Here is an 18,456-nt window from a genome sequence, read left to right on the forward strand (position 1 = left end):
GGCCGCCGGCGTGGACGGAGCAGCCGGCGCCACCGCGACGGGCAGCGACAATGCGGAAGGGATCGCCACCATCGGCGGCGGCACCGGCTGCGGCGGGCTGACCGGCGTTGGGGGCGGCGCCTGCGTCGGCACCGGAGCTTCGGGCTGCGCCGTCGCCTCCGCCGCCTCGGCCTGTTCCGCCCCCTGCTCCACGCCCTTCAGCGCCGCCAGCGACATGACGGTCAGTGCAGCCCCCTCCTCGCGCTTCGGCGCGCGGCCCATGCCCAGGTTCAGCAGCGCTGCGATCAGCAACGCGTTGATCCCGAGCGAGGCCGCCGCCGGCCCCGTGACGCGAAAGGGACGCCGCACGCCCGTCATGGCGTCAGAAGGTATTCGCCACGGTGAAGCGGAAGCTCTGTCCCTCGGCGGCGAGCGAGGACAGATGGCGGCGATATTGCTTGTCGAAGATATTATCCATGGCGATGCGGAATTCGAAGCCCTTGGCCACGCCACCCTGCGGCTTGAAGGCGAAGAACAGGTTGTGGACGCTGTAGCCCGGCGTCGCCAGGCCCGACCCGGCCGAGGCGAAGCTGCCCGGCGTCACCTTGTCCTGCCGCTCGGCAAATTCGCCGGTCCAGCCGCCCGACAGGCCGCTCGCCATATCATTATAGCCCAGCGTCAGGCGATAGTCGTTCGCCGGGATGGTGTTGAGATAATCGCCGGTCAGCCGGTTCTTGCCATCGATGAAGCTGGCATTGCCGCGCGCATAGAAGCCGCCCATGCCATATTCGGCCTCCAGCTCGATGCCCTTGAAGCGCGACCGGTTGATATTCTGGAAATAGGGCGTGCCCGCCGCGGCCGAGACGTTGACGATCAGATCCTCGACGTCGTTCTGGAACAGGGTGGTCTTCGCGCGGAAGCGGTCATTCTTGCCCAGCATATCGTCGAAGGACAGAGTGAAGCCGGCTTCATAATTGTCCGACTTCTCGGGCTTCAGGTCCGGATTGTTCGGCCGGGTTGCGCTGCGGGTGAAGATTTCGTCGATATTGGGCATGCGCACGGTGCGCGCGACCGACCCGAACAGGCCGAACCAGGGCGTGAGATTGTAGAGCGCCGCGAGCTTGGGCGACACGCCGCTATCCTTCACCTTGTCGGTCAGGACAGTGCCGCCGACCACCGTGTCGCCCGGCGTCAGTCGGGTCCAGTCGACGCGTACGCCAGGCATGATGGTCAGCTTGTCGGACCAGACGATCTCCAGCTGACCGAACAGGCCATAGCGGTCCATGTCGCCTTCGGGATGGGTGCCCGCGCCCGGCGTCACCGTGCCGTCGAAATTGACGCGGGGGTTGCGCCGTTCCTGCGTGCTCCACTGGCCGCCCAGGATCAGGAAGGTCGTCCAGTCGCCGCCCATGGCGAACTCGCTGGTATTCTGGACCTTGGCCTGCCAGCTTTCATAGGAGAAATCGGAATATTCCAGGTTCGCGCCCAGGAAGGTCGTCTCGGTCTGGTGGACCTTGGACAGCGAATAGGCGACCTGCGCCTCGACATTGAAGAATTTGCTGCCGTCGAAGTCGTTCACATAGCCCAGCACGGCGGTCTTGTCGTGAACCCGGCGGCGCATCAGCGAGCTGCCGGTGGCGGCCGAAATCTGGTCATAGACCTGCGGCGCGTCGCTGATCCAGTCCTGGTAGGACGCCCAGATCGCATGCTTCTTGTTGCCGCCGATCGCGACCCGGCCCTTGACCAGCCAGCTGTCGGATTCGGTGGCGGAGGCAGCGACGGTGTCGCCATTGCCGCTCTTGTAATCGTCGGTGCGGCGATAATTATAGCTGCCCAGCAGTTCGACGCCGTCGACTGGCTCGGTCGCGACGATGCCCGACAGCGTATGGCCCTGCGCATTGGTTTCGGTCGCACCCTTCAGGCGCACGGCCAGCTTGTCGCCGTCGCGCAGGAAGTCCGACGCATCCTTGGTGGTGAAGTTGATCACGCCCGCCAGCGCGCCCGCGCCATAGAGGGTGGAGGATGCCGGGCCGCGCAGCACCTCGACCCGCTTGTAGAGTTCGGGCTCGCTGAAGAAGGCACCCATGCGATATTGTTCGTAGAATTTGGTGACGCCATCGACCGTCATCAGGATGCGGTTGTCGCTGTCGCCGATCGCCGTGCCCATGCCGCGAATGTTGAAGCCCTGGCCGAGCTGGCCGACGCCGCCCTGCACATTGACGCCCGGCATGCCTTCCAACAGGTCGCCGATCGTCGTCGCCTGCAGCTGGTCGATATCCTCCTGGTCGAGCGCGGTCACCGCCTGCGGCGTGTCCAGCGCGACCTTCTCGACGCCTGCGGAGATGATCATCCGGTCGAGCGCGAACTGCGAATCGCTCGCCACCGCGATGTCGTCACTCTGCGCCTGGGCCATTGCCGGCAACGGCAGTGCGATCAGCGCGGTGCCCAGCAGAAGCAGGGTCTTGGACTTGGTCATGAAAAATGCCCCCGTATCATTGTTGCGGCGCATCACGCGCCGGGTTGGCCGCTCTCTAACCGCATTAAATGCTATTGCAAGTGATTCTCACTATATATTATAGAGAGGCGTAACGAAACCAAGGGGAACCCCATTGTCCAACCATCGCCGCCCGGTGAACGCCCTGTTCGCCGCCGCCTTGCCTGTGCTGCTACTGGCCGGCGCGACCGCCGCCCAGGCGCATATGCCCTATGTGCTGCCCACCCTGTTCGACGCCGGAAAGGCCGACCATGTCACCGTCACCTCGGCCTTTGCCGAGGATGCCTTCGTCCCCGAAGTCGCGATGCGCGACGCGCCCTTCCACCTGGTCGCGCCGGACGGCAGCCAGGCGACGACCGGCCCGGTCACCTATCTGCGTGACCTGTCGGTGTTCGAGGCAGATCTGAAGGCGGACGGCACCTATCGCATCACCACCGGCCAGCGCGCCGGGCGCAAGGGCAAGATGTTCCGCGTCGGCGATGCCTGGGTGATGCGCGGCGAAGGCAGCGATCCCAAGCCCGGCGCGCAGGAGGTCGAGGTGCAGAGCATGACGCTGGCCGACGCTTATGTCACCCGTGGCCAGACGACGCAGGCGGCGCTCAAGCCCGTCGGCACGGGCCTCGAAATCCAGCCGGTCACCCATCCCAACGCCATCGTGTCGGGCAGCGACGCCAGCTTCGTGCTGCTGTTCGACGGCAAGCCCCTGCCCGCCACGCAGGTCACCCTGTTCCGCAGCGCTGGCGTGCATGACGGCCGCAAGGTCGCGACCGAGACCAAGAGCGACGCACAGGGCCGCTTCAGCCTGAAGCCCGACGACGCCGGCACCTATCTGATCCTGGTCCGCCATCGCGGCGCCGCACCGGCCGGGTCGGAAACACCCTATCGCAGCTACACCTACACGCTGGCCTTCGACGCCGCCTGATATTCCGGAGACACATCATGAACACCCGTTCCATCCTGATCGCCGCCGTCATTGCCGCCGCCGGCACGCCCGCCTTTGCCGCCCCGCATGAAGGCGGCGCCTTCGTCCACGACTATGACAGCAACCATGACGGCCAGGTCAGCCGCGCCGAGTTCGACGCCGTGCGCGTCACCCGCTTCAAGGCGACCGATGCCAATGGCGATGGCTGGGTGTCGGAGGATGAATATGTCGGCGAATATGCCGCCCGCCTCGAAAAGCAGCTCGCAGAATCGAGCCTGACCGAAGAGAAGAAGACCGAGGAGCGCCAGCGCCAGATCCGCCAGGCCCATGTCCGCTTCAACGTCCTCGACAAGGACAAGGACGGCAAGATGGCGCAGGCCGAATATGACGCATCGGGCGCGCGTGCCTTTGCCGAGCAGGACGCCGACAAGGACGGCATCGTCACCGCCGCCGACGTGCAGGCGACCAACGCCCGCATGGCCGCCATGCGCGCCAAGACCGACAGCTGACACAAAGAAGGACCGGGTTTGCCGGTCCTCATGGAGCTTACCAGGGAAGGGGCCGGGCCGTGCAGACCCGGCCCCTTTCGCATGCGCACCCGCGCCCAAGTCATCGCCGTCATCCCGGACTTGATCCGGGATCCATTCAGCGCTTCCTTGCAGGTGTAGCGCCGAATGGATCCTGACTTTCGTCAGGGTCGAGCAGCCGGAAAGCCCTTCTTCAGGCCCAGTTGAAGGGCAAGGGCGCTTCGCGGAAGGCGAAGCGGTCGAGATGGTCGGCTACGACCTTTTTGAACGTCTCGACATCCGCGTCCGCATTGGGCTCCAACACCACGGTCAGCAGCTCGGCATCGGCACTCAGGTGGATCGGCCCCATCGGAAAGGCGATCTCGCCCTTGTCCGCGTCGAAGCAGGTCTCGAACTTGTGGCTCCAATGCTTGCACAGCTGCTGCAGGTAACGGCTGCCATGGGTGGTCGGCACGGTGGCGGTCAGCGTCATGGGATCAGAGCCTTTCGATCTTGCTGGCGGCCTCGTCGATCAGGGCCGCGACGTCGAACATGGTTTGGGAATCGGCACCTTCCTTTTCAAGCCGATGCTGGATCGCCACCCGCATATTCTGCAACGCGCGGCGGACCGGCGCAGCATCATTACGCTGCGCCTTGCGGGCCAGATGCGCCAGCTTCTCCATCACCTCGGCAACGCCGGCCTCATGCTCGGCCAGATGGGCGGTGCCCGCCTCGGTAATGGCGAACAGCTTGCGACTGCCTTCACCGGGCTGCTCGGCGATCAGGTCCATGTCGGCCAGCAGGGTCAGGGTCGGATAGACGACGCCCGGACTGGGCGCATAGACCGACCCCGACAGACTCTCGATCTCGCGGATCAGGTCATAGCCGTGACGCGGCGCATCGGCGATCAGCTTGAGCAGGATGAGCTTGAGCGCGTCATTGCCGAACAGCCGCCGGCGCCCGCCGCCACGCCCGCCCCGGCCACCGCCGAAGGGACCGTCACCAAAACCGTCTTCACCGAACGGACCGCCCCGCCCCCCGGCCCGACCACCGCCGAAACCGCGCCCGAAGCCCTCGGGGCCAAAGCCGCCCGTTCCGAAGAAGCGGCCATGGCCGCGTCCACCACGATGGCCAAAGCCTCGCGGATCGGCATTGCGCGGGTCGAAACTGCGCGGGTCGAAACTGCGCGGGTCGAAACTGCGCGGGTCGAAACTGCGCGGGTCGAAACCGCGATCGACCATGGCGTCATCCATGTGCCGGCCCGGCCGGCAACCCCGGCGCCCAGCGCCGCGATCGGAATGGGAAAAATGCATATTCTCTCTTTCAAAATGCTTCATGATGCATTGTGATATATCTTAAAATTCATCAGCGTCAATGCATGAGATATATCTTTATGCATCTTATGATGGAGACACCCACCCGAAACGCCGGAAAATCTGGCTTATCTCCTCAGGGTATAAGCATTATGCAGAATGTGATTGTTCTTGCGATCGATTGTCGTTAGCAGCCCTGCCCAACATGGATCAGGGGATCGCGATGCTGCATCATATCGAAATTCGTCACTCTGCAATCGCGCTGGCGGCGCTGACCATCGCCCTCGCATCGCCAGCCATGGCGCAGCAGGCCGAGGCTGACGCTGACATCAAGAACAGCGAATCGATCGTCGTCACCGCGGCCCGCTCGATCCTGCCGCCCAATGCGCTGCCACTGACGATCGACCTGATCGACAAGCAGATGCTCGACCAGCAGATCGCGATCTCCGGCTCGGTCACCGATGCCATCTCCACCCTCACCCCCAGCTTTTCCCCCACGCGCGGCAAGCTGTCGGGCGCGGGCGAAACATTGCGCGGCCGCTCGCCGCTCTACGCCATCAACGGCATCCCCCAGTCGACCCCGCTGCGCGACGGCAGCCGCGACGGCTTCACCATCGACGGCTTCTTCATCGACCGGGTCGAACTCATCTATGGCTCCAACGCGCTGCAGGGGATTGGCGGCACCGGCGGCATCGTCAACCAGGTGACGGTCGGCGCGCCCAAGCAGGAGGGCATCAGCGGCCGGGTGCTGCTGCAGGGATCGGCCAGTGACGATTTCGACGGCGACGGCTTTGGCGGCAAGGCGGCCGGACTGGTCCAGTATAAGGCCGGCGCTTTCGATGCCACGGTCGGCGCCTCCTATGAAAAGCGCGGCGCCTTCTACGACGCGCGCAACCGCCGCATCGGCATCAACCTGACCCAGGGCGAGACCCAGGCATCGCAGACCACCGATATCTTCGCGCGATTGGGCTATGCCGTCGGCGATACCGGCCGGCTCGACCTGATCCTCAATCGCTATGAGCTGAAGGGCGATGGCGATTATGTCCCGCTCCCCGGCAGCCGCGCCAACGGCCTCCCCACCACCGCGGTCAAGGGCGACGCCCCTGGCACGCCGGGATCGAACCGCACCGAAAGCGCATCCATCTCCTACACCGACAGCGATGTCGCCGGCGGCAACCTCGTCACCCAGCTTTTCTTCAACCGCAGCCGCGACATTTTCGGCGGCGAATTCGCCGCGATCGCGACCTTCCAGGATCCCAGCATCGCGCCGGTCGGCACCCTGTTCGACCAGTCGCAGAACCGGTCGCGCAAGATCGGCGGCAAGATCAGCTATGAACGCGCCCTGCCCGGCTTCGAGGCGCTGACCACCACGGTCGGCCTGGACGTCCTGTTCGACAAGACGGAACAGCGATTGATGGTCACCGGCCGCACCTGGGTGCCGCCCAGCGATTTCCGCTCCATCGCCCCTTTCGCTCAGGCCAATCTTAAGATCGCCGACGGGCTGTTTCGCGTGGCGGGCGGCGTGCGCTGGGAAAATGTGCAGGTAAAGATCGACGATTTCCACACCTTGGCATCGACCACCTATGACGGGAAGAATGTAGCGACCTATGGCGGCGTCGATGTCGATGGCGGCAAGCCCAAATTCTCCGACGCACTGCTCAACGGCGGCCTCATCTTCGAGCCGATCGATGGCATTCGTGCCTATGCCAGCTATGCCGAGGGCTTCACCATGCCCGATGTCGGCCGCGTCACCCGGTCGATCGGCGTCGCGGGCGTCGACCTCGACGATTATCTCGACATCAGCCCGATCGTCTCCAACAACCGCGAGATCGGGCTGGAGGTGAAGCGCGGCCCGATCGACGCCAGCGCCACCTATTTCTGGTCATCCAGCGACAAGGGCCAGATTTTGATCGCGCAGGGCGACGGTATCTTCACCGTGCAGCGCCAGCGAGTCGAGATCGAAGGGCTGGAGATCAACCTGGGCGTACAGACGCCGCTGCGGGGGCTCAAGCTCTCCACCGGCTATGCCCATCTCAAGGGCCGCTATGACAGCGACAGCGCCAATCCCGACGGCATCGTCGATACCGATCTGGACGGCACCAACATCTCGCCGGATCGCCTGAACGTCGCCGCCGACTATCGCCATGGCGCCATCTCGGCGCGGCTGCAGACCCAATATTATCTGTCGCGCAATTTCCATGGCAAGGCGAACCCGGACCGGCGCAACAATTTCGGCGGCTATGCGGTCACCGACGCCTATCTTCGCTACGACACCGCATCACTGGGCGGCGTCTATCTCAGCGTCCAGAATCTGTTCGATAAATTCTATATCGACTATAATAGCGACACGCGCCTGCCCAACGACAATCTGGCCTTCTTCGCCGGTCGAGGGCGGCTCTTCACCCTGGGCTGGGATTATCGCTTCTGATCATAAGCGGGCGGGCCACGGCCCGCCCGTTCAGGCCATCAGAGCGACGCGAAATCGATCGGCGCATGCCGGTCGAGCGTGCGGCTCTGGTCCTCCAGCGGATATTTGAGGCCGCTGGCGCAATTGAACAGCACCGCCCGTTCACCCCGCCCGATCAGCCCCTCGTCCAACGCGCGCTGGTAAGCCGCCAGCGTCGCCCCGCCCTCCGGGCACAGCAGCAGGCCATCATCGCGCGCCACGTCGCGCGGCGCCGCCGCTTTCCCGCACCGCGCGCAGGATCAGGAAGTCGCCCACCGCCTTGGGCACGCGAATGCCCATGGCGATGATCTGGGCATCCTCCCAGCGCTCGGCAAATTCCACGCCCTGCTCGAACGCGCGGACCATCGGCGCGCAGCCTTCGGCCTGTACCGCGAACATCTTGGGGCGCTTGGAGCCGATGAAGCCGATCTTCTCCAGCTCATCGAACGCCTTCCACATGCCGATCAGGCCGGTGCCGCCGCCAGTGGGGTAGAAGATCGCATCGGGCAATTCCCAGCCGAGCTGCTCGGCCAGTTCCAGCCCCATCGTCTTCTTGCCCTCGATCCGATAGGGCTCCTTCAGCGTCGAGAAATCGAACCAGCCGCGTTCCTTGACGCCCTGGCCGACGATCGCGCCGCAATCGTCGATATAGCCGTTGACGCGATAGACCCGCGCGCCCTGCGCCGCGATCTCGCGCACATTCACTTCGGGCGTGTCGGCCGGGCAGAAGATCACCGATTCCATGCCGGCGACCGCCGCATAGGCGGCCAGCGCCGCGCCGGCATTGGCGTTGGTCGGCATCGCCACCTGGGTCACGCCCAGTTCCTTGGCCATGGAGACCGCCATGACGAGGCCGCGCGCCTTGAACGACGCGGTCGGCAACCGCCCCTCATCCTTGGCCAGCAGCTGCGCGCCGCCCAGCCGCTACGCCGTGCGCGGCAGCGGGATCAGCGGCGTCGCATTCTCGCCCAGGCTCACGATGTTGCTGGTCTGCCGCACCGGCAGCAATTCGCGCCAGCGCCACAGGTCCATCGGCCGGCTGCTGAGCGCTTCCTTGGTCAGCGCGGCCCGCACGCCGTCCAGATCATAGCGCACCAGCAGCGGCTTGCCCGCCGCCGACAGCCCATGCAGGCGATCCGCCTCATAACGCTCGCCGGTCAGCGAACATTCGAGATGGGTAACAAAGGTCGGACGGTCGGTGGTGAGGTTGAGATCGTGGCGCATGAAAATCCCGTTCGTTCCAAGCCTGTCATTTGCCCGTCCCTCTCAAAAGAAAGAACAAGGCTTCGACAGGCTCAGCCCGAACGGGTTGAGAAAATTAGTCCGGCTTCTTCGCCACGCTGACCATGGCGGGGCGCAGCAAGCGGTCCTTGATGCTGTAGCCAGCCTGCATTTCCACCAGCACGGTGCCCGGCTCGGCGTCCGCCGACGGCAGTTCCATCACCGCCTGATGCTTGTTCGGGTCGAGCGGCTGGCCGACCGATTCGATCTTGGTGATGCCGTTGCGGCCGAACACCGCCTCCAGCTCGCGGCCGGTGGCTTCCAGGCCGGTCACCAGCCCCTTGAACTTGTCGTCCTCGCGCAGATCGGCGGGGATGGCGGCCAGTGCCCGGCCCAGATTGTCGGCCACCGACAGCACGTCGCGGGCAAAGCTGGTCGCGGCATAGGCGCGCGCGTCGGCCAGTTCCTTCTCCAGCCGGCGCCGCACATTCTGCGTATCGGCATGGGCGTAGAGAATGTCCTGCTTGGCCGTTTCCAGCTCGGCTTCCAGCGCTGCGATACGCTCGGCATGGGCGTTTTCAGGGGCGTCCACGGGGGTCTCCTCCTCGGGCAGCTGGTCCAGGGTTTCGGTATTTTCGATAGTCTGCTTGTCTTCGCTCATCTCATCAATCTCGACAGCGTCTGTGCGGTGAAATCCACCATGGGGATCACTCGGGCATAGTTCAAGCGCGTGGGGCCGATCACGCCAACCACGCCGACGACCCGGCCGTCCCCACCGCGATAGGGGGCGGCTATGACCGATGAACCCGAAAGGGAAAAGAGCTTGTTTTCCGAACCGATGAAGATTTTGGTCGCGCTGCCGGCCAGCGCGCTCTCCAGCAGGCGCGAAATCTCCTGCTTGCCCTCCAGTTGCTCCAGCAATTGCCGCACCCGGTCGAGGTCGGCGGCGGTGCCATCGTCGATCAGATGCGCCTGCCCCCGCACGATCAGCACGGGCCTGTCATCGGCATCATGGCTCCAGATCGCGATGCCGCGCGTCACCAGTTCACGCGCCGCGCCCTCCAGCGTGGAGCGCTCCTGCTCCATCTCGCGCGCCAAGAGGTCGCCGGCCTGGCGCAGGGTCAGCCCGCCAAAGCGCGCCGACATGAAATTCGCCGCCTCGTTCAGCATCGATGGCGTCACCCCGCGCGGCAGGTCGAGCACGCGATTCTCGATCGACCCGTCCTGCCCGACCAGCACGGCCAGCGCCTGCCGATCATTCAAGGGCACGAAACCGAACTGGCGCAGCACCGGCTCGCGCCTTGGCACCATGACGATGCCGGCACAGGCAGACAGGCCCGACAGCGTCGCCGTTGCCGCCGACAGCGCCTCCTCGATCGGCCCGCCCTCGGCCAGCCCCGCCTCGATCGCGCGGCGCTCCTCGACCGATGGTTCGGCTGCCTGCATCATCCCGTCGACGAACAGCCGCAGCCCGGTCTCGGTCGGCATTCGCCCGGCCGAGGTGTGCGGCGCGGCGAGCAGACCCAACTCCTCCAGATCCTGCATCACATTGCGGATCGAGGCGGCCGAGAGGCTGAGCCCCATCTTGCTGATCGTGCGCGATCCCACCGGCAGTCCGGTGCCCAGATAGCTATCCACCACCATGCGAAACACGTCGCGCGCGCGGTCATTCAGTTCGGCGATGGAGGCGGTGGCGGCCATGGCGATGATGTAGGCGGCTTTGATCGCTGGCTCAACGGGGGAGATTGGCCATTTCCCTATCCGTCATGCCGGGCCTGACCCGGCATCCCGCTTTTCTTGGTTCCAGCTGGAAAGCAGCGAGGTTCTGCAACTCGAAGCCGAGGTGGTGATGCGCGCAAATGGCCGGTTACGGAATGTCGGGTTTTGGGTTGCTGTCAGCCGAAGCAGCCAACAGTCTTTGGGATCATGCTAGGGAAGCTCCTGCGAATACCTAATCTCAAAGATCGACTGACCCGATTTCTCTTCTCGGCAGATGGCGTGCATCAAACTGCTTGCAGGCTGGGACTCAATAAAATTCTGCACAAAATTCTGCGTAATCTCCGTCGCCATCTTCCGCGTCACCCTTGTGCCCGGCATGTTGATATTCGTACGTGCTTGCTTCGGCTTCCCGTCGCCATCATCGTCAACATAGGTATAGTCGATCCTAAGCACGATTATCGCTCCTGACTTTGTGGCCTCGGCGAAATGTCTGGCGCCAAGCTCCTCGGCAAACATTGGAGCCGAATATTCTTCTGATAGATAGAAGCATATCATGGAGCATAGCCATGACAGATCGCGGGCTTCGTCCTGCTTATCTGGACTCCATGCCCCAGGCTTGCGCCGGTTGCTGTGAAAGTAGTGGCCTCGCCGTTCGATCAGGTGGTCGGCGATCTCATCCCTGGTAGGCGAACCGCGAAGAAAAGTGCCGGTCGGTGTGGCAGGCCGCGTTCGATCCTCTCGGAAGTCGGCCTTCGCTGAATTGATCGCATCCATAAGCACCGCATGACCTTTAAACGCCTTTTCGAGACCAGCCTTCTTGAATTGCCCGTTGCTGAAAAAGGCGTCGAGGATCAGGAAATAGTAGCGGAAAGCGTCAATGTATCGCGCTTCCTTGGACGCCTCACGAGCGTAGCCGGTCAGGGTGGCAAAGAGCCGGTATCGTTCGTCGTACGGCTTTTCCGCGGCCATCATGGCTCGCGTAAAATAGTCGTATGTCAGAGCAAGCGGGCGGTCATCGGCCTCGCCATAGGTGAAGCGGCTAATGGCAATAGCATCGGTCTCTTCCGGCGTTTCCCCTTCATATTCTGCATCCGTCCGATCGAACGCAACTTGGACCGGAAAGAGTGCCTGCATGAAGCTAAAGCCATTTCGAACCTGCTGGCGAAGCAGCGTGTGAAGTGGATCGCTCACTGAAATCGTCGGCGGTTGCCCCGGCTTTTCAGGGTCGGTCATAGTCGGCGCAAGGGATGTGGGCTGGCCCGTGAAGGTAAACAGCAGTCCACTGACCATATCGCCGTCCCCAACTAGTGTCAGACGCGCGCCCAGCACATCAATGGGCCAATGGTCCCGCATGCGGATAGGCTGCTTCAAGTGGACGGTATAGCGCGCGATCATAGTCGAACGCTATGGCGCCACCATTGGAACGCAACCCTTTACCTTAGAGGACACGATAGAAAATGTTCGCTCGTTAACGGCCGGTTTCAGGTCCTAAGCGCACGTCACAGAATGTCCGACATGGGGCGCAACCCCGCCTTCGCTTTCCTACTCGCCGCTCTTCTGATCTACCCTACACGATGGAACAGGCCGCTCTCACGCCCCGCTTAACACCCCCGCCCCACGCGCGAATCTGTCGCGTCGCTGTCGTTTCAGTGTCGCCTCGCTGTCGCGTCAGAGGCGCGCGACCGTCGCGTTGGCGTGACCCACGTGTCGCGTGGCCGTCGCTTCGCTGGCGCGTGGCAGGCGCAATTCGCCGGAATCGACGCAATTTATCCCTGCGACACTGTGAACTTCGGGCTGTCGCGTCGCGGGGCGGCGGTTCAGCTGGCCGGCTTGGGCTTCAGCATCGGTTCGATGCCCAGCGTCTTGGGTATCCCGCCGATCGTCGTGCGGAGTTTCGCATAGCGGCTGTCCATGCAGCCCGACTGGAAATCGAGCCGGGTCGGCTTCGTCCCGTTCTTCCCGCCGCCGCGCGTCCATTCGATCGTGTAGCTGGGCATGTCGGTGGCGAAGCGGGTGCAATTCTCGCCCTGGGCGATGCGCTTTGCCGTGCCGGTCGCCGGCTTCCACGGGGCAAGGCCGGTGCGCAGCTGGCGATATTGCGCGGCGCTGACGGTGAAGCGGGTCGGACCGGGGACGGAGGTAAAGCGCTCGGGCTCCAGCAGGCCGGAGCCATCGGGCGTCACCGTGAGCGTATAGGCGGGACAGGCGCCGAAGCAGCGACCGGCGGTAAAACGGATCGTGTCGCCGGCGGCCGTTGGCGGCTCCAGCTCCACCTTCTCCCGATCGGTCACGCATCCCGCCAGCGCCAACATCGCAACCGGCCCCATCATCATCGCTCTCTTCATGGCGCCCCTCTTATCGCAACTTTTGGCGCTTGGCACTGGCATGCAGCGCAGCCGAGCGCTAAGGCCCGCCACCTGACCGCTTCGGAGTAGAATATTATGCGTCCTTCCGGCCGCGCGCCCGACCAGATGCGCGACATCACCATGGAACCCGGCTTCACCATCCATGCCGAAGGCTCGTGCCTCGTCAGCTTCGGTGACACCCGCGTCCTGTGCACCGCCTCAATCGAGGAAAAGGTGCCTCCCTTCCTGCGCGGCAAGGGTTCAGGCTGGGTCACGGCCGAATATGGCATGCTGCCCCGTGCCACCCACACCCGCGGCAGCCGCGAGGCGGCCAAGGGCAAGCAGTCGGGCCGCACCCAGGAAATCCAGCGCCTGATCGGCCGATCGCTGCGCACGGTCGTCGACCTCAAGAAGCTCGGCGAGCGCCAGATCGTGATCGACTGCGACGTGATCCAGGCCGATGGCGGCACCCGCACCGCCGCCATCTCGGGCAGCTGGGTTGCGCTGCGCATCGCCGTCGACAAGCTGCTCGCCTCCGGCGCGCTCAGCGAAGACCCGATCATCCAGAAGGTCGCGGCGATCAGCTGCGGCATCTATGAAGGCACGCCGGTGCTCGACCTCGACTATGCCGAGGACAGCAATGCGGAGACCGACGCCAACCTGATCCTGACCGGCAACGGCAAGTTCGCCGAAGTGCAGGCCACGGCTGAGGGTGCGGCGTATGACGAGGAAGAGCTGCTCCGCCTGCTCCGCCTCGCCCGCATCGGCTGCGCCAAGATCTTCGCCGCGCAGGATGTGGCGACGGGTCGGTAATTGAAATCCGTTCGCTTCGAGCGAAGTCGAGAAGCAGATAGCGCATTCGTGCGTTTCTCGACTACGCTCGAAACGAACGACACAGGGTAGAGCCAGATGAGCGACGATTTTGGACAGGAACAGGCGATCCGCAAGCTGAAGCCAGGCAAGCTGGTGATCGCCAGCCATAATGCCGGCAAGGTGCGGGAAATCGCCGCCCTGCTCGGCCCCTATGGGATCGAGCCGATCTCCGCCGCGTCGCTCGACCTGCCTGAGCCGGAGGAGACCGGCACCACCTTCATCGCAAACGCCGAGCTGAAGGCGATGCAGGCTGCCGACCTCTCCGGCCTGCCGGCGCTGGCCGACGACAGTGGCCTTTGCGTCGAGGCGCTGAACGGCGATCCGGGCCTCTTCTCCGCCCGCTGGGCCGGGCCGGACAAGGACTTCGGCATGGCGATGCAGAAGGTGTGGGACGGGGTGCAGGCCAAGGGGCCGGACGCCGGCCATGGCGCCCATTTCATCTGCGCCCTCGCCCTCGCCTGGCCCGACGGCCATGTCGAGGCGTTCGAGGGCCGGGTCGACGGCCTGCTGGTCTGGCCGCCGCGCGGGGCAAACGGCTTTGGCTATGACGCGATGTTCCAGCCCTTGGGCCACGACATCAGCTTCGGCGAGATGGACCCGGACGCCAAGCACGCGATGAGCCACCGCGCCGACGCCTTCGCCCAGTTGGTCAAGGCCGTAATCTGAACCAGATGGGGGCAGTCCCGACCGCCCCTATTCCTCGCCGCCCGCCAGCACCGGCGCCGCATCCAGCGGCCCCATGCCGAAAATGTTGCCAGCGGGATAATAGCGGCAGACGAGATAATCGAAGCTGCGCCCCTCGGCCAGCGCACAGCCCACCGACCGGGTGCCGCGCCAGATGATCTGGGTATAATGGGCGACATCCTGCCAGCGGCCGGTGGTGCTGAAATTGGGCATCTTGCCCGCCCGGCGAAAATAGCGCCGTTCATTGAGGAAGGCGCCGACCATCACCTCATAATCATAGAGGCCCCGGCTCCCCATCCACAGATTCTCCCCGCTCGGCACCGCGCGGGTCGCGCGTGGGCTGTGGGCAAAGATGTTGGTCCGCGCCATCTGCCGCGCATAGCGCGCCGCATCTGCCGCCAGCGTCCGGTCCCAGGCAAGCGGAGTCAGGCCCCAGCGGCTGCGTTCGTCATTATGCATGCCCAGGACCACATCCTGCAGCAGCCCATCGTCGCGATCGGCCTCTTCCATGCCATATTGTTCGGCCGGGCTGGGCGCACGCCGCGCCGGCGCCGCCTGCCCCTTGCCACCGAAAATCCCCAGCATCATGGCGGCCGTCGCAACGGCCAGCCCCCATTTCCACCCGCGCATCGTCTTTGTTCTTTCGACCCGATAGCCCGCGCCTCTCCCCCGGCCCGGCCGGTTCGGAACGCGATGCTGCGGCTAAACGCCCGATCGTGTGAAGCAGGGATGAATAGTCCGGCGCAGGCGATCGCCTGTCGGCGTCACTCCGACGAAACGGGTCGCAGCTTCGCCGAATCGATATGCCAGCGCCGCTGCGCGGCCGATGCCCCGTCGACAGCATTGACGCGCCGCACGACATAGATGCCGGCAAAATGCTGGCGGGTTCCATCCGCCAGTTCCGCGTCGATCGTCACCGGCACCGGCTGGTAGACGGAGCCGGCGCCCGCATCGCCCGGCGTCATCCGGCCGATCGTCACATGGGTCGCGCGGGTGGCGGCAAAGCCGGCCTGGAATCTCTCCATCGTCTGCCCTGCCGGCCCATTTTCGCCCCACTGGCTCCAGGCGGTGCCATAGTCGCGCGCGTTGATCGCGGCATAATAACGCTGCACCACGGCCGCCGCGGCCGCCATACTCTTGGGTTCGGGCGTGCATCCGGCCATCGGCTCGCCCTGGCCGTCGAACAGCGCGCAACTGCGCGCGATCTCATCCTCGATCATCGCACAGCTATTGGCTGCATTGCAGGGCGGATGGGTGGCGGGCGACACGCTGATGCACAGCTTGACGCGGCGCTCGGCCGCAGCCGCGCCGATCTCGGCGGTGCAGGACAGGGGCGTCAGGTCGGCCTGGCTGGATCGGGGGACCGGTGCCGTGTCTGGCTGGGCGGCGGTGGAGGCATTTTCGGGCGTGGCAGGCGCAGCGCCCTGATTATCAGACGTGGGAGATGGTGAACCACACGCAGAAAGGGCAAGCAGCGTAATCGCCGTGCCCATGCAGGCCCATGGCCTTGTTCTTGAAACGGGCTGCATTTTTCCTCCCCCCTTTTGCCGACTGCGCTTCAAGGCATAATCGACAGAGAGGAAAAATGATCCGCCTGGGATAAGGTCTTCAGCCCTGCCAGCCGCCAAAGTCGCGGTCGAACGGGCTCATGCCATAGACATTGCCGGCCGGATAATAGCGGCAGACCAGATAATCATATTGGGCGCCCTCGCCCAGCGCGCAGCCGACCCGACGGGTGCCGCGCCAGATCATCTGGGTATAGTGACCGACATCTTCCCAATTGCCGGTCGTGCTGACATCGGGGAAGCGGGCCTTGAACACGAAGGCGCGGCGTTCGTCCATGAAGGCGTCGAGCATGGCGGTATAGCCATAGGCCCGGTGCGTCCCCATCCACAGATTTTCGCCGATTTCCTCGTCGCGCTCACCGCCGTGCGAATGGCGAAACTGGTTGGTATGCACCATCTGGCGCGCATAGCCGGCTGCATCGGCGGCCAGGCGATCGTCCCAGGCCAGCGCGGGCACGCCCAACGACTGGCGCTCGCGATTATGCACGTCCATCACCACCTGGCGCAGCATCGCGTCGGAACGCGGCGCCGGCTGGATATTATAATAATTCCACACGTCGCGATTGACCGAAGCCGATGCCGGTGCGACCGCCCCTGCGATCATCCCGCCGAAAAGCATCAGTGCAGCCGCTAGCGGGCCGCGCTGAACGCGTCTAAAGATATGTCCACTCATGTCACCCGAAGTCCTTCTCGCCCCACCGGCTTTCACCGAGGCTCTTGGCCTATATGTTCATTGGCCATTTTGTGTTTCGAAGTGTCCTTACTGTGATTTTAACAGTCATGTGCGCGACCGGATCGACGCCGATGCGTGGCAGGCTGCGCTGCTCGCCGACCTTGCCTATGAGGCGGAAAAAACCGGCCGGCGACCGCTCCGTTCGATCTTCTTTGGCGGTGGCACGCCGTCGCTGATGCCGCCCCGCATCGCCGCTTCCCTGATCGAGGCGGCGGAAAGACATTGGGGCTTTTCCAACGACATAGAGATCACGCTTGAGGCCAACCCGAACTCGGTGGAAGCCGCGCGTTTCGGCGATCTGGCGGCCGCCGGGATCAACCGCGTGTCGCTCGGCCTGCAGGCGCTCGACAATGACGCCCTGGCTTTCCTGGGGCGTGCCCATGACGTCGATGAGGGGCTGGGCGCACTCGACACGGCTCGTCGCATTTTTGACCGGGTGAGCTTCGATCTCATCTACGCGCGCCCCGGCCAGAGCGAATCGGACTGGGAAGCGGAGCTGGCGCGCGCCCTCTCCTTCGGCACCGGCCATCTGTCGCTCTATCAGTTAACGATCGAGCCGGGCACGCGCTTCGCCACGCTCGCTGCGCAAGGCAAGCTGACACCGGTCGACCCGGATCATGGCGCCACCCTTTATGAGCTGACCCAGGCGATGACGGCGCAGGCCGGCATCCCTTCCTACGAGATCAGCAACCATGCCCGGCCGGGACAGGAAAGCCGCCATAACCTGATCTACTGGCGCTATGGCGACTATGTCGGCATTGGCCCCGGCGCCCATGGCCGCCGCGGCGGCATGGCGACATTGCGCCACAAGAAGCCGGAAAATTGGATGGGCGCGGTCGATCGCAACGGCAACGGCCTGCAACAGGAAGTGCCGCTGCAGGCCGAGGACAAGGCGCGCGAGGCGCTGCTGATGGGATTGCGTCTGGGCGAAGGGGTCGATCTGGCCCGGATCGCCGGCCTGTCGGGCCTGCCGATCGGCGCGCTGGTAGATGATCGGGCGATCGACCGGATGAATGATCTGGGTCTGGTCTGGCGAACCGGCAACCGGCTTCAGGTCAGCCCGGCGGGCATGTTGCTGCTCGACGCCATCCTGCCCGAAGTGGTGGCGGTCTAAAAAGCCTCAGTCCGGATTGCGATCGAGGTCGGCCAGTTCCTGGTCGATGTCGCGCAGTGCCTCAGCCCGGTCGCTTTCCGGCGTGCGGCTGGCGGCGATCTGGGCACGGGCAGCGGTCAGCCCGGCGCGCGCGGCATTGCGCCCCTCCCGTTCGGCATTGCGGGACATGCGCTCTGCATCGCGAGCGTTCAGCATGGCGATCCGCTCCGCCTTGCGGGCCTGCGCCTCGATCGCCCGCTCGCAGATGCGCACCCGGATGTTGCGGCGGCCATTGGCATCGACAAATTCGCGATGGCTGGTGACCTTGTCACCCTCGCAGCCTTCGCGCACGTCGACCACCGGCACCATGCGGGCAATCTCCGCCTCGGTCGGGATGCGATGGGTTTCGACCCGGCCATTGGCATGGGTAACGATCACCCGCCCCGGCTCGCTGCGCACCGTCACCGGCGGCACGGGCGGGACCGGCGGAACCGGGGGCACGATGTCGGCGGCCGGAACCGGCGGCACGGGCGCTGCAGGCGGCACGCGATCGGCATGGGCGA

General features: G+C 64.7%; 16 protein-coding genes and 3 pseudogenes. 6 read left to right on the forward strand and 13 right to left on the reverse strand.

The genetic code is table 11. The features are described 5' to 3' along the window. Together A0U87_RS22475 and A0U87_RS22480 are read right to left on the reverse strand one after the other, a co-directional pair. Positions 1–357: pseudogene (locus A0U87_RS22475) on the reverse strand (energy transducer TonB); the annotation flags it as partial. A gap of 4 nt (positions 358–361) precedes the next feature. Continuing rightward, on the reverse strand, positions 362–2,455 hold the full coding sequence (locus tag A0U87_RS22480; RefSeq protein WP_234415638.1) for a TonB-dependent receptor: 2,094 nt from the start codon (positions 2,453–2,455) through the stop codon (positions 362–364). A gap of 133 nt (positions 2,456–2,588) precedes the next feature. Between A0U87_RS22480 and A0U87_RS22485 the strand changes: the two genes are divergently transcribed. Both A0U87_RS22485 and A0U87_RS22490 read left to right on the forward strand, forming a co-directional pair. Then, positions 2,589–3,395, forward strand: a complete 807-nt coding sequence (locus A0U87_RS22485) for a DUF4198 domain-containing protein (RefSeq protein ID WP_048938728.1) — start codon at positions 2,589–2,591, stop codon at positions 3,393–3,395. 17 nt (positions 3,396–3,412) lie between these two features. Beyond that, positions 3,413–3,904 (forward strand): hypothetical protein, encoded by a 492-nt coding sequence (locus tag A0U87_RS22490; RefSeq protein ID WP_048938729.1) that lies wholly within the window; start codon positions 3,413–3,415, stop codon positions 3,902–3,904. Between the two features lie 211 nt (positions 3,905–4,115). On the opposite strand, the gene A0U87_RS22500 is transcribed toward A0U87_RS22490, so the two are convergent. Beyond that, positions 4,116–4,394 carry a DUF2218 domain-containing protein gene (locus A0U87_RS22500; RefSeq protein WP_137406019.1) on the reverse strand — a complete coding sequence of 93 codons (279 nt, stop codon included), beginning with the start codon at positions 4,392–4,394 and terminating at the stop codon, positions 4,116–4,118. Between the two features lie 4 nt (positions 4,395–4,398). Continuing rightward, positions 4,399–5,214: a PadR family transcriptional regulator gene (locus A0U87_RS22505; protein WP_137406020.1), complete on the reverse strand. Its 816-nt coding sequence runs from the start codon at positions 5,212–5,214 to the stop codon at positions 4,399–4,401. A gap of 223 nt (positions 5,215–5,437) precedes the next feature. Between A0U87_RS22505 and A0U87_RS22510 the strand changes: the two genes are divergently transcribed. Beyond that, positions 5,438–7,642: a TonB-dependent receptor gene (locus A0U87_RS22510; protein WP_122928743.1), complete on the forward strand. Its 2,205-nt coding sequence runs from the start codon at positions 5,438–5,440 to the stop codon at positions 7,640–7,642. A gap of 38 nt (positions 7,643–7,680) precedes the next feature. Here the strand turns inward: A0U87_RS22510 and A0U87_RS22515 are convergent. From A0U87_RS22515 to A0U87_RS22535, 5 genes and pseudogenes are all read right to left on the reverse strand, one after another. Further along, positions 7,681–8,884: pseudogene (locus A0U87_RS22515) on the reverse strand (threonine synthase). A gap of 94 nt (positions 8,885–8,978) precedes the next feature. Next, positions 8,979–9,542 (reverse strand): nucleotide exchange factor GrpE, encoded by a 564-nt coding sequence (gene grpE / locus A0U87_RS22520; protein WP_048938733.1) that lies wholly within the window; start codon positions 9,540–9,542, stop codon positions 8,979–8,981. Next, the gene (gene hrcA / locus A0U87_RS22525; RefSeq protein WP_037510582.1) at positions 9,539–10,582 is read right to left on the reverse strand and encodes a heat-inducible transcriptional repressor HrcA; all 1,044 of its coding nucleotides are present in this window, start codon (positions 10,580–10,582) and stop codon (positions 9,539–9,541) included. The genes grpE and hrcA overlap by 4 nt, the downstream gene beginning before the upstream one ends. Positions 10,583–10,810: 228 nt before the next feature. Further along, positions 10,811–11,995 (reverse strand): hypothetical protein, encoded by a 1,185-nt coding sequence (locus A0U87_RS22530; RefSeq protein WP_037516264.1) that lies wholly within the window; start codon positions 11,993–11,995, stop codon positions 10,811–10,813. Positions 11,996–12,417: 422 nt separating this feature from the next. Then, positions 12,418–12,945 (reverse strand): DUF6438 domain-containing protein, encoded by a 528-nt coding sequence (locus tag A0U87_RS22535; protein WP_037516263.1) that lies wholly within the window; start codon positions 12,943–12,945, stop codon positions 12,418–12,420. 96 nt (positions 12,946–13,041) lie between these two features. On the opposite strand from A0U87_RS22535, the gene rph reads away from it, so the two are divergent. Beyond that, positions 13,042–13,758, forward strand: coding sequence for a ribonuclease PH (rph, locus tag A0U87_RS22540; RefSeq protein ID WP_037516262.1), 717 nt, complete (start codon positions 13,042–13,044; stop codon positions 13,756–13,758). A gap of 96 nt (positions 13,759–13,854) precedes the next feature. Beyond that, positions 13,855–14,484 carry an RdgB/HAM1 family non-canonical purine NTP pyrophosphatase gene (rdgB, locus tag A0U87_RS22545; RefSeq protein WP_037516261.1) on the forward strand — a complete coding sequence of 210 codons (630 nt, stop codon included), beginning with the start codon at positions 13,855–13,857 and terminating at the stop codon, positions 14,482–14,484. A 27-nt stretch (positions 14,485–14,511) separates the two neighbouring features. Here rdgB and A0U87_RS22550 read toward each other — a convergent pair whose 3' ends face one another. The 3 genes from A0U87_RS22550 to A0U87_RS22560 all read right to left on the reverse strand — a co-directional run bounded on the left by A0U87_RS22550 (position 14,512) and on the right by A0U87_RS22560 (position 16,686). Further along, entirely contained in the window at positions 14,512–15,132 is a 621-nt protein-coding gene (locus A0U87_RS22550) for a CAP domain-containing protein (protein ID WP_048938735.1), read from the reverse strand. A 134-nt stretch (positions 15,133–15,266) separates the two neighbouring features. Beyond that, positions 15,267–15,995, reverse strand: coding sequence for a hypothetical protein (locus A0U87_RS22555; RefSeq protein WP_137406021.1), 729 nt, complete (start codon positions 15,993–15,995; stop codon positions 15,267–15,269). Between the two features lie 115 nt (positions 15,996–16,110). Then, complete coding sequence (locus A0U87_RS22560; RefSeq protein WP_010337592.1) at positions 16,111–16,686, reverse strand: CAP domain-containing protein; 576 nt, start codon at positions 16,684–16,686, stop codon at positions 16,111–16,113. A 52-nt stretch (positions 16,687–16,738) separates the two neighbouring features. Between A0U87_RS22560 and hemW the strand changes: the two genes are divergently transcribed. Continuing rightward, positions 16,739–17,914, forward strand: a complete 1,176-nt coding sequence (gene hemW, locus A0U87_RS22565; RefSeq protein WP_080993666.1) for a radical SAM family heme chaperone HemW — start codon at positions 16,739–16,741, stop codon at positions 17,912–17,914. A 6-nt stretch (positions 17,915–17,920) separates the two neighbouring features. Here the strand turns inward: hemW and A0U87_RS22570 are convergent. After that, a pseudogene (locus A0U87_RS22570) lies at positions 17,921–18,456 on the reverse strand (energy transducer TonB); the annotation flags it as partial.

The sequence above is a fragment of the Sphingobium sp. MP9-4 genome, from assembly GCF_005281675.1.
GTDB classification, from domain to species: Bacteria; Pseudomonadota; Alphaproteobacteria; order Sphingomonadales; family Sphingomonadaceae; genus Sphingobium; species Sphingobium yanoikuyae.